This is a genomic window from Kitasatospora sp. NPDC018058, from assembly GCF_044327205.1.
In the GTDB taxonomy this organism is placed as follows: Bacteria; Actinomycetota; Actinomycetes; order Streptomycetales; family Streptomycetaceae; genus Kitasatospora.
Window position 1 is genome coordinate 20,846 of the sequence record NZ_JBIRFA010000051.1, and the last position, 11,901, is coordinate 32,746.

The 11,901-nt window shown below is 75.5% G+C and carries 8 protein-coding genes; all 8 read left to right on the top strand.

Going from position 1 to position 11,901, the window contains the following annotated elements; translation table 11 throughout:
* Nucleotides 1–33 precede the first annotated feature (33 nt).
* The gene (locus tag ACH4E7_RS39170; RefSeq protein ID WP_396253974.1) at nucleotides 34–2,988 is read left to right on the top strand and encodes a hypothetical protein; all 2,955 of its coding nucleotides are present in this window, start codon (nucleotides 34–36) and stop codon (nucleotides 2,986–2,988) included.
* Nucleotides 2,985–6,242, top strand: coding sequence for a right-handed parallel beta-helix repeat-containing protein (locus ACH4E7_RS39175; protein WP_396253975.1), 3,258 nt, complete (start codon nucleotides 2,985–2,987; stop codon nucleotides 6,240–6,242). The genes ACH4E7_RS39170 and ACH4E7_RS39175 overlap by 4 nt, the downstream gene beginning before the upstream one ends.
* 176 nt (nucleotides 6,243–6,418) lie before the next feature.
* Entirely contained in the window at nucleotides 6,419–6,730 is a 312-nt protein-coding gene (locus ACH4E7_RS39180) for a WXG100 family type VII secretion target (protein ID WP_396253976.1), read from the top strand.
* 23 nt (nucleotides 6,731–6,753) lie between these two features.
* Nucleotides 6,754–7,044 carry a WXG100 family type VII secretion target gene (locus ACH4E7_RS39185; RefSeq protein ID WP_396253977.1) on the top strand — a complete coding sequence of 97 codons (291 nt, stop codon included), beginning with the start codon at nucleotides 6,754–6,756 and terminating at the stop codon, nucleotides 7,042–7,044.
* A 190-nt stretch (nucleotides 7,045–7,234) separates the two neighbouring features.
* Entirely contained in the window at nucleotides 7,235–7,645 is a 411-nt protein-coding gene (locus tag ACH4E7_RS39190; RefSeq protein WP_396253978.1) for a hypothetical protein, read from the top strand.
* A gap of 193 nt (nucleotides 7,646–7,838) precedes the next feature.
* Nucleotides 7,839–10,832: a hypothetical protein gene (locus ACH4E7_RS39195; protein ID WP_396253979.1), complete on the top strand. Its 2,994-nt coding sequence runs from the start codon at nucleotides 7,839–7,841 to the stop codon at nucleotides 10,830–10,832.
* 220 nt (nucleotides 10,833–11,052) lie between these two features.
* Complete coding sequence (locus tag ACH4E7_RS39200) at nucleotides 11,053–11,487, top strand: YbaB/EbfC family nucleoid-associated protein (protein ID WP_396253980.1); 435 nt, start codon at nucleotides 11,053–11,055, stop codon at nucleotides 11,485–11,487.
* Between the two features lie 43 nt (nucleotides 11,488–11,530).
* A complete protein-coding gene (locus ACH4E7_RS39205) occupies nucleotides 11,531–11,899 on the top strand; it encodes a hypothetical protein (RefSeq protein WP_396253981.1) in 369 nt (122 codons plus the stop codon).
* The last annotated feature ends 2 nt before the right edge of the window (nucleotides 11,900–11,901 follow it).

Genomic DNA, 11,901 nt, shown 5'->3' on the forward strand with positions numbered 1-11,901 from the left:
GCGCTGGAATGCCTGACCTTCAATCATGTCCTCGTGGTGCGACCCAGGTCCAAGCAGCTCTTCGGCACCGGGGCCCGGCGCACCCGGACGTTCGTCGAAGGCCTGCTCCGCGACCCGGACCACCGCCTGGTCGTGCTTGACGTCCCCGAACGCCAGCCGCTCACCGCCTGGGAGCCGCTCGCCCGTCGGCTGGCGCGTCAGCAGGGCGGGATCCGCCTGCTGGCGGCCCCCGGCTCGCCCGAGGAGCCGCGTCCGGTCGGCCGGTGGCTGGCCGGCCGGCTCGGCCGGGACGTGCTGGTCCCGGCCGGGGAACTGGTGCGGGCCTCGGACGGTTCGCTGTTCGTCGCGGGGGAAGCCGGACACGGGTGGCTGCGGTTGCGCCCGGGCGGCCAGGAGAGCTGGGACTCGCTGCGGGCTCCGCGGCCGGTCTGGGAGTCACCGGCGGTCAGCGGAAGTTGGGCCGCCGGGCCGTACACCGGGTGCGAGCCGCTCCCCGCGGGCGCCTGGATCCGGCCGGCCCACGACGACCCGCAGCGGCAGCAGGCGCACCGGCTCCGGCTGACCGGGATGGTGCCCTGTCAGCCGGACCGGCTCTGCGTGGTGCTCGGCTCCCCCGGTGCGCCGGCGCTGGGCCTGGACGACGTCGTCAGGTTCTGGAACGCCGTCCCGGTCGCGCACCGCTCCGTGCTCCGCTTCGTCGGCTACGGCCCGGTCGCCGTGCCCGCCGGCTCGACGGTCGGCCAGGAGCTCGCCGACCGGCTCGGCCAGACGGTCACCGTGTACACCGGGCTGCCCACCCCCGGGCGGGTCAGCGCGAAGGACCCGGACTTCCACGCGGTGCACGCCGACGGCTCACTGGGCTGGCGTCCGCTCGCCCGCGAGCTCGGCTACCTACCGCGGCCCCGCGCAGCCACCGGATCCCCGGCGCCCGCGCCGCCGGTCCTGCTCACCGGACGCCCGCCGGTCCACGGCCTGCCCGAACTGGCACCCGGCGTCTACCAGTACGCCCAGGACGCGGTACTGGAGGTCACCCAGAGCGGGCTGTGGCTGCGTCCTCCGGGCGACTCACCGGACGCGCCCGCCATCCGCGGTCTGCCGCTCGACCCGACCACCGTACGGATCGTCTTCGACGTGAGCACGCGGCAGAGCGCCGAGCGCATGGAGCTGCTCGCCCTGGACGCACTCTGGCGGCTCGACCCGTCCACCCGGCACGCGGCCAGGGTCCTCTCGGCCGACGTGGCCACCGGCCGTACGCCGGGCACGTCGAGCGGGCCCGTCGGCACCGTGGTCCCGGGCCCGGGCGCCTTCGCCGTGGACCCGGTCAGCGGGCTCCCGGTGACCTGGCGCGGCCACCCCGTCGCCGGCGCGCCCGGTGCCGCGGTCACGGCACCGGCGCCCGCCGCCGCGGCGGACCCGGCCACGCGGGCCGACCCGGAGGCGCAGGCCGACCCGGAGGCGCAGGCCGGCCCGGAGGCGCAGGCCGGCCCGTCCGCACCCACCACCCCGTCCGGACCGCCCGCCGAGCGTCAGTCCGCAGCCGGCGAGCCGGCCGGGCGGAGCGGACCGCCGTCTCCGCCGGGCACCGCCGCGGCACCTCCGGACACCGAGGCCGCCGGCCCGGACGGGCCGGCCGGCGCGGGCAAGGCGCGGGGCCCGGCCGCAGCTCCGGCGGCGGAGCCGCCGGGCCGGTCGAGGCTCCCGGCGGCGGTGTGGCCCGATGCCGCGACCGCCGGGCCGGACCGGTCGGCCGCCGCGGAGCAGACACGGCCCACCCCGGTCCGCCTGGTGGGGGCCGACGTCGGCCCCGCCGGGCCAGCGGGCCCCGAGGCCGAGGCCCAGGCCGAACGGGTCGCGACCGCGATCCCCGGGCCGGACCCCGCGCAGCCGAGGAGCACCGTCTTGTCGACCGGCGGCACGGGCCGGACCGGCACGCCCGGTCCCGGTCCCGCCCCGTCCCCGATCCGGTTGGAGTCCGGCGCGCTGCCGGACCTCGCCGTTCCCGGCCTCGGCGCGCCCGGTCCGGCCTCCGCGCCGTCTACGCCGTCCGCGCCGTCTTCGCCGCCACAGGCCGACCCGGGTCCGGCACCGGCCCGCACGCCCGCACCGGCGTCCGCGCAGCACGCCACCCCGCCACCCGCGCACCCCTCGGCCGCGGACGTGCGCGCCCAGCGGACGCCGGAGCCCGCCGCCGGAGCGGTACCGACCGGCGACATCGACCGCGAGCGCGCCTGGCTGCGCGAGACGCTCAAGCAGGACTACGACAGTGCCGTCGGTGCCCTGGCCCGCGTACTGTCGGTGGCCCCCGGCCTGCGCGGGGACGCCAGAAGGCCGTCCGAGGACACCCTGACCGATCTGGTCGCCGTCCGGATGCTGCTCTCCTCCGGCGGCGAGCGGATCGACGCGGCCGTCCGCTCCGGGACGGTCGGCGCGCACGTGCCGCTGGCCCGCTGCGCGTACGCCGGGCTCGGGCGCCTGCCCTCCTATCGCGGTGCCTGCTACCTGCGGGCCCCGGTGAGCGAGGAACAGTGGCGGTGGTACCGGGAGCGCCGGACGTTCACCGAATGGGGCTTCGCCTCCGCGCTCACCGGGCTCCGTCCCGGGCTGACCGGCACGGTCGACTTCCTGGTCTGGTCGATCACGGCCCGGCGCACCGCGCTGCTGGATCCGGCCGTACCGGACCGGGTGCTCTTTCTGCCGGGCACCTGCTTCACGATCCTCTCGGCCCGGTGGGACGAGCCCGCGGACGGGACCGGCACCGTGCTGCTGCGCGAACTCGCGCCCGGCGAACTCGGGTCGGGCAGCGGCACCGGCCCGGCCTCGGAGCAGCTCGACGAGCTGGCTCGCACCGGACTCGAGCAGGCCGCCGAGCAATGGCGGCTCGGTGCGCAGGACCCGCTGCCGGAGCACTGCGCGCAGGCCTTCTTCCACCCACCTGGACTCATCGCAACGGCGTCCACCGACACGCCGGGAAAGGAGGCGGCACCGTGAACCGGCAGATCCTCCTGGTCTCCCCCGAGCGCCCCGGCGCTCACCGCTCGATCGGCGAGGCCCTGAGCCATGCCGGTGAAGGCGCTCTCATCTCGGTGGCGCCCGGACGGTACGAGGAGAACCTCGTCGTCGACCGGCCGGTCACACTCGCCACCGACGGCGGCCCCGGCAGCGTCGTGGTCCACGCCGCCGCCGGCAGCACGGTGACGGTCGACTGCGAGGCGGCGAAGTTCACCGACCTCGTGCTCTCCGGGTCCGACGAGGAGCATCCCGTGGTGGATCTGCGCCGCGGTCAGGCCGCCTTCGACGGCTGCTCCGTCACGGGTGCGGCCTGGACAGCGGTGCTGGCCAGGCTGGACGGCACGCTGGTGGCCCGCGGCTGCCGGGTGGAGAATCCGGCGGGCGCGGGCATCGTGGTGACCTCCGGTGGTGCGAACACCGTGGAACGCACCGAGGTGGCCGGGACCGGCTCCTCCGCCCTGGTCGTCGCCGAACAGGGTCAACTCACCGTCCGGGGCTGCACCCTGAGCGGCAGCGGCGGCAACGCGCTGTGCGTCAACGGACGAGGCCGGGCGACGATGGAGGACACCGTCGTCGCCGGCAGCGCCAAGCCGGCCGTGGTCGTCGAGCAGGACGGCGGCGCCGACCTGCTGCGGGTCACCGTGACCGGGAGTGCGGCGCTCGACGCGTACCTGACGGGCAGTGTTCCCAGTACCCTCACCGACTGCGTGTTCTCCGGTTCCGGCGGTCAGGGGGTGCACATCGCGGCCGGCTCGCGACCGGTGCTGAGCGGCTGCACCGTCACCGGGGCCGAGCGCTGCGGCGTGCACGTCACCGGCGGCGCGGCACCGCGGCTGGAGGACTGCGAGATCACGGCCACCCCGGTGGGAGTCGTGGTGGACGGCGAGAGCGCGGCACATCTCTCCGGGCTGCGGGTCGAGGACACCGGGCAGGCGGCCCTACTGGTGACCGGCGGCGCCTCGGCCGAGCTCGGCCGGCTCGTCGTGCGCGCCGCGCGCGGCGGCCTGCGGGTGCTCGGCTCTGCCCGGCTCCTGCTGCGGGACGCGGCGGTCGAACTGGAGGAGGGCGATGCGGTCGAGGTCGCGGAGGACGCCACTGCGGCCCTGGAGGACCTGCGGGTGCGCACCGCCCGCGGTGCCGGGCTCAGGGCCTCGGGCGGTGCCCGGCTGACCGTCGCCTCCGCGCTGTTCGACGGTGCCGGCGTGGTCGTCGGCCCGGACAGCGAGGTCGGGCTGACCGACACCGAGATCGCGGGCGCCCCCGGCGACGGCGTCAGGGTCCTCGACGACGGGTCGGTGACCGCCGTGCGCTGCCGGGTCCACGGGGCCCGCGGGCACGGCATCAGCCTGGACCCCGCCGCCCGGGCCGCGCTCGAGTCCTGCACCGTCGAACGCAACCAGGGGCAGGGGCTGCACAGCCGCGCCACCGAACCGCCGCGCCTGCACGACTGCCGCATCTGCGACGGCGACGGCTCCACGGCCGGGCCGGACCGGCCCGCGGCTCCCGGGCCGGGGCCCGCCCCGGCCTCGGCCGCCTCCGGGTCGGCCGCGGCGCGGGACACCCCGTCCGGGGCTGCCGCCACCGAGCACCCCAGCCCACCGGACACCGCCCGGCACGCCGGCACCGGACCGCTCGCCGAACTCGAGGACCTGGTCGGCCTGGAGAGCGTCAAGCAGGAGGTCACCGGCCTGATCAACCTCAACAAAATGGCCAAGCGGCGCGAGGAGATGGGCCTTCCCATGCCTCCGATGAGCCGTCACCTGGTGTTCGCGGGCCCGCCCGGCACGGGCAAGACCACGGTGGCCCGGCTCTACGGCGCGGTCCTGGCGGAGCTGGGCATCCTCGGCCAGGGGCATCTGGTCGAGGTGTCCCGGGCCGACCTGGTGGCCCAGATCATCGGCGGCACCGCGATCAAGACCACCGAGGTCTGCACCGGCGCGCTCGGCGGTGTCCTGTTCATCGACGAGGCCTACACCCTGACCAACCAGGCCAAGGGCAGCGGCCCCGACTTCGGTCAGGAGGCGGTGGAGACCCTGATGAAGTTCATGGAGGACCACCGCGACGAACTCGTGGTCATCGTGGCGGGATACTCGGAGCAGATGGAACAGTTCCTGTCCTCCAACCCCGGCATGGCCTCGCGGTTCTCCCGCACCGTCGAGTTCCCCAACTACAGCCCGGCCGAGCTCGTCACGATCACGGGCAACATGTGCGGCCGGCACTACTACGAGCTCGACGACACCGGCCACGAGGCGCTGGTGCGGTACTTCGAGCAAATACCGAAGGGGGCGACGTTCGGCAACGGCCGGGTCGCACGCGGTGTGTTCGAGGCCATGGTGAGCAACCAGGCCTCCCGGCTCGCCGGCCAGCCCGGCGCGCGGGACACCGACCTGAGCCGGCTCTCCGCGGTCGACGTTCCCGCGCTCCCGGCCCCGGACAGCGTCGAGGCCGAGGCCGGCGCCGACCACCCGAACGCCCGCAGCACCCGCCGACTGGCCGGGCTGGTCGGGCTGGAGGCCGTACGCGAGTCGATCGCCGCCAGACTGGCCGGACTGGTGCAGCTGAGGGCCCGGCAGCAACCGGTCGCACTCTCCGCCAACCTCGTCCTGGAGGGCCGGACCGGAAGCGGTCGGCGAGCGGTCGCGCAGCTGTACGGGCGCTCGCTCGCCGAGCACGGGCTGCTGGGGACGGGTGCACTGCACGCCGCCGCGCTGTCCGCCGTCCCGTCGCGCTGGCACGGCCAGGCGGAGGGCTACGCCGCCGCCCTCTTCGAGGAGGCGGCGGGCGGTCTGCTGCTGCTGGAGGCGGACCACGCCCTCGCCTGCCGTCCGGCCGAGGAGCGTGCCACCGTACTGGGCGCCGTCCAGGCCGCGGCCCGGACGACCGACCTGGTCCTGGTGCTGTCGGGCGAGCCGCCACGGCCGGCCGAACTGCTGCGGGAGAGCCCGGCTTTGGCCGGCTGCTTCGCCGAGTACCTTCGGCTTGCCCCGTACCGGCCGGACGAGCTCGCCGAGCTCGTCCTGCGCCGACTGGCCCGGCTGGGGCGGACGGTGGACGGCCTGCTGCCGGACGCCCTGGGCGAGTACTTCACCGACCACCCGCAGCCGGCCGGCGCGCACGGAGCCCACCGCTTCGCCGACCGGCTGGCCGAGAACGCCACCGCGCGCACGATCCGTCCGACCGACCTGCCGCACCCGGCCGCCTCGACGCCGGCCGGCACCTGGGGCTACGCCTGACGGCGGCCGGGGCGCACGGGCAGCCTCGCCTGACCGGTCGGGCAGAACCGGCCCGCGGCCCGCCGCGGCGGCCGCCCGAGGAGGCAGAGTCGGAACGGGCTCAGATCAGAAGCCCCTTGTGCCACAACCACATTGACGCAACGTTGGGAGAAAACCGGGTGACCACCCCCACCTCAGTGACAGTCGAAGGAATGCTGGCAGCGCAGAACAGCTTCCGGGAGGCGCACAGCAGCGCCCGCTCGCAGTTGTCCGCCATGACCGAGCAGGTGTCGGTGCTCGCCTCGAACTGGACCGGCGACGCGTCCGCGAAGTTCAACAGCGCGATGCAGACCTGGCTGCAGGACTTCAGCTCGGTCGTGTCCGCCCTGGACACCATGACGCACACCCTGGAACAGAACACCGGCGTCTACCGCTCCACCACCGAGAACGCGGACCAGATCGCCGCCGGCGTGTCCTCGTCCACGCACGCGCCCCTCCCCGGCATCTGACCGCCAGCCTCAGGAGACCCGAAATGCCCACCTACACAGTCAACTTCTCCAACGTCCAGCACGTCGCGGAGGAGATGCAGGCCATCTCCCAGAACATCAAGACGACGCTCGCCAGCCTGGACACGAACGCCCGCCAGCACCTGGCCGAATGGACCAGCGAGGCGCAGAGCGCGTACGCCGCCGCCAAGGCCAGGTGGGACGCCGCCTCGGCGGACATGGCCGCCCAGGCGGCCAAGGCCCAGGGCGCGCTCACGGAGATCCACGCCGGCTACGCACAGGCCGAGCGCGCGGGTTCGAACATGTGGTGTCACTAAGGAGGATCAATTCAAGGTTCAGAGGGCCGAGCAGGACGCGCGGGACGACCAGGCCGCCGCCCAGGCCGCGGCCAACCCGGCCCGTGAGTACCCCGGCGACGCCCGTCTTCCCGCCGAGCGCAGGCTCGAGGGAACCGCGCCGCCCCCGCCGCCGGTGCCGGGCGCCCGCGGCGGCAAGGGCGAGACCGCGGTGAGCACTCCTTCGCTGGACGTCTTCGCCAGGAACATCGACAGCCTGCGCGCCCCGGTCAAGGCCGCGCTGGACCGGCTGCACGGTGTCACCCTGGCTCCGGGCGCCTTCTACCACGCCGACCAGATTCGGGCGAAGGCCGTCGGGCCGAACGGCGACGGTGGCCTGAAGGACCAAATCGCCAAGGCACTCGGGGACGTCTACAGCGGCCTCACCGCCATCAGCACCGGCGTGACGGAGCTGAGCCGGACGTACGCCGGTGCCGAGGCGGCCAACGGGATGAAGGCCACGGACCTCCAGCGGTCCCTCAACGCGGCCGGCGGCGACTTCGGCGCGATGCTCAAGGACGTCGGCGGCAGCCCGTCAAGTGCGGGGACCAGCTCGGGCGGGGCTCCTCCCACCACGGCGTGAGCCGCGGCCGCCACCGCGACGGCCAGGCGTGGTCACAGTGGGAAACAGCAGTACCGGGCGGCGGGTTCGCATGGCGTGGTGCCGGCGGGCCCGCCGTCCGGGCGCGCGACGGGGTCGCGGGCGGTGTCGGCCGCCGCCCTCCGAAGTGGCATGACACAGGTGGACCGAGGTCCGGGCAGGAGCGGGAACGGCAGTGGTGGACTACAACTCGGGCGGATTCAGCCAGGGCGACGACGGGGCCGTCTACGGGAACCCGGCGAGCACCAGTTCGGCCTCCGACTACAACAGCTGGGACTGGAAGCAGATCATGGCCGCCGTCAACGGCGGTGCCGCCATGGCCGGGACGTCGGATGCCGGCCGGGCGGCCGCGGTGGCCGACCCGGCCACTCTGGTGGCCGCCGGAAACTCCTTCTACCACGCACAACTCGTTCTGGAGATGGTCGCCAAGAGCCTGGACGACCAGTCGAAGGCACTCGCGGGCGACGACGCGCCGTGGCGCGGCGAGGCCGCGCAGTCCTTCCTCACCGCGATGAAGGGCTTCTCGGAGCAGGTTTCGGCCGTCGCCGGAGTGCTCTCCGGCGGCGCCTCCGGGCTCAACTCCGTCCCGCGGCAGCTGGTGGCCAACGGGAACCAACTGGCTTACGCCCAGGCGAAGATCCGCGCCATCGACGCCTGGTACGCGAGCGAGGCACAGCGGCTCGGTGCCACGGCGATGGGCAACGGCCTGATTCCGGTCAGCAAGAAGCCGGAGGTCGTGCGCCTGATGAACCGTGACATGCGGTGGGTGCTCAACGATCTCGCCGGGAAGTACCAGGTGACCGTCGACGCGGTCCGCTCGCCCGCGCCCGTCCAGCCGCCGGTGAAGGGGCCGGGAACGGGGGACGGTCCGCGGATGCCGGACATCGGCCGCGGCCCGGGAAGCCTTCCTCCGCCCGCGCCCTTCCCCGGTGGCTCGGGCCCGTCCGTGCCGGATCCGCTCCACGCGTCCGTGCCGGGCCTGCCCGCGACGCCCGTACCCGCCCCGGCGGGCGCCGCGGGTCCGCTGCCCTTCCCCGGTGGGGCCGGGACGGGCGGCCCCGGAATCCCCGGACCCGGCGCTGCGCCGTTGCCGTTCCCCGGCGGTGGTACCGTGCCCGGCCTGTCGTCGCCGGAGGGTGCCGGCCCTGCCGTGCCGAACGCCTTCCCCGGCGGCGGTGCCATGCCCGGACTGCCGGCACCGGACAGCCCGGGCACCGGTGCGCCGTTGCCGTTCCCTGGCGGCGCTGGAACCGGCGGTGGACTACCGGGCCTCGGTTCGGATCCCGCCGGCGCGCTCCTGGGAACCGGGGGCGGTCTGCCGCTGCCGTTCCCGGGCATGACGGGGATGACGGGGATGACGGGGACCGGCCGGGGCGCCCCCGGCCTCGACGACGGCACACGCCGCGGCCTTCCGGACGCGGGGGCCCCGTCGCCGTTCCCCGGCATGTCGGCACCCGGAGCCTCCGAACTCCCCTCGCCCAGCACCTCCTCGGCAGGACCGTTGTCGCCGTTCCCCGGCATGTCGGCACCCGGAGCCTCCGAACTCCCCTCGCCCAGCACCTCCTCGGCAGGACCGTTGTCGCCGTTCCCCGGCATGTCGGCACCCGGAGTCTCCGAACTCCCCTCGCCCAGCACGTCGCCCGGCGCGGGAGCGCCTACGTTCACGGGCACCGGCGGGCCGGTGGGTTCGGGTACCGCCGGTCTGGACGCGGCCGGCCGCCCGTTGCCGGTCGACGCGCCGTCAGCAGCGCTGCCCGGCGGCGCCGGGCAGACCGGTGATGCCGTCGCCGCGGGATCGTCCGGCCCCATGATGCCGATGTCGCCGATGATGCCGGGCGGTGCGGCCGCCGGGGCCAGGGACGGCGAGCGTTCGGACGCCTCCGGGTTGCTCGTTCCCGACGAGGCGCCGTGGACCGAGGACGCCGAGGCCGCCGCGGACGACGAGATCGGCGCGCCCGACGGCACGCCGGCGGCCGACGGCCACGAGGTGACGCTCCGGCCCAGTGGCGCGGCCGGGGACCTCCCGCAGGCCGTCGAAGCGGCCGCCACCGTGGCATCGCCCACGGCAGCCGAGGCGCACGCCGGCCAGTCCGCCGAGCACCTGGACCCACTCGGCCTCCTGGAGGCCGGCGCGGCCGCGTGGCTCGCCGAGGAATCCTCCGGCGAGGCGGTCACGGCGTCGGCGGTCGCCGAGCCGCGGGCCGTTGCCGAGGTACAGGCGGCCACCGCGGCCGCGGTGGTGTCGGCAACCGCGACGGCGGCCGGAGTCGCGTCCGGCGGGTCGACCGTCGGCGTCGCGGACACGAGCGGCGTCGGCGGCAGGCGCACGGCGGCCGCCCCGGGCGGCGGGAAGCCGGCCGCCGCCGTCTCCGCCCTCGAGCCGACGGCTGGTGAAGCCACGGACCGCCCCGCCGGGCCGGCCGGCCACGCCGCGGCGGCCGCCCAGGGAGCACCGGGTCCGTCCGGGTCCTCCTCCGCGGCCGCCGCCGGCCAGCCCTCGAACACCTCGGTACCCGGGTCCGCGAGGGCTGTGGAGCCGGCGCGGATGCCGTCCGGCGCTCCCGCACCGGCCGTGCTCGACCCGTCCGCGAGGGGGGGAACGGCGGCCGCGCCCGCCGGGATCGGCCCGTCCCGCCCGGGCACGGGTTCCTCCGGTCCGTCCACCGCCGGTCCGGAGGCCGGTAGACCCGCCCGGCATGGCGAGCGGGCCGCGCCCGAGCCCGGTTCCCCGGAGGAGGTCACCGCCTGGGACGACTCGGTGTCCCTGGTACCGCTGCTGTGGCGGTCGTTGGGCCGCAGCAGCCGGGAGGACCGCCCCTGGGAGGAACGCGCCGCCGGGACCGGCGAAGGTGCACAGGACGCCGACGGGCCGTCGGCCGAGCAGGAGCCGGACGGTCCGGTCCTGACCAGCTGGCGGCCGTCACCGGTGCGTGCCGGCACGGACGGCACGGGCGGAACGGGCGGCACGGGCGCCCTGGAGGAGGGGCCCCGGTCGGGCCACTGGGAGCCCGGCGGCGACGAACCCGCCGAGGAGCCCGCCGCCGAGGCCGGCGTTACCGGAGCCGACCACGCCGAGGAGTCAGGGACCAACCGGATCGCGCAGCTTCTGGCCGGAAGTGACACTCAGTGGGGCAGCTGGGACGACGACGCGGACGGCGTCGCCGACTGAGCCGCCCGGGGCCGCTCGGGCAGGGTCAGGTGTACGGACGGGCCACGCCGGCCCGGAACGGCACCCCGACGATCACCCGACCGCTTCACTGGAAACAGCCGCAGGACGCCGCGTCTCCCGTTCTCCCCCCTCGGAGAGCGCGACGTCCTGCGGCCACCACCAGAGACGGCCCGGTACCCCGCCCAGCGGTCCGCCGGCCGCAGGCACCGAGGAGGCGGGAATGACCACGCCGTACGACGAGCGGATCGACCAGCTCATGGAGGAGTACCGCCACCACCGGCAGGCCGCCGACGAGTTGCAGCGCAGGCTCCGCGAGATCTCCGCGACCGCAACGGCTCCCCGGCAGACCGTCAAGGTCACGGTGGGTGCCCAGGGCGAGCTCACCGCCATCGACTTCCCCACCGGCGCCTACCGCAGGCTGGCCCCCGCCGAGCTCGCCGAGGCGATCACGACCGCCGCGGACGACGCCCGGCGGCAGGCCCTCGCCCTGGCCGGTGAGGCCATCGCGGCCCACCTCCCGCAGGAGGTCTCCGCCACCGACTTCCTGCAGGGCACCGCCGACCTGGTGGCGCTGCTCCCGGAGGAGCCCCCCGTGCTCGACGCCGTGCGCGCGTACGTCGAGGGGGGCCGGCCGGCGGTCCGACCCGGCCGGTGAGCGGGGTTCGCAACGACGTCCTGACGTACTACGGAGACACGAGATGACAGACCGGCTCTGGGTGGACACCGACTCCATCGCCGCGACCACGCCCGCTCTGCGCGAGCTGGCCGCGCACACGCACGACGTGGCCACCAGCCTGGGAGCCCAGCTGGCCGCGATCGGGCCGGCGCGCTGGGACGACCCGATCGGACAGGCCTTCACCGCGCAGTACGAGGGCCCGGCAGCCTCGATGCGCAAGGGCTTCGAGGACACCGCCACCGTCGTCGCCCGCACCGCCGACGGCGTGCACGGCATGGCCAGGGGTTTCGAGAGCACGGAACAGAACATCGTGGACGCGATCCGCGTCCACGGCGTGACCGGCGACTCCGCCAAGGGTCCCGCCAAGGCGTCCTCAGCGAACCGGAAGTGACC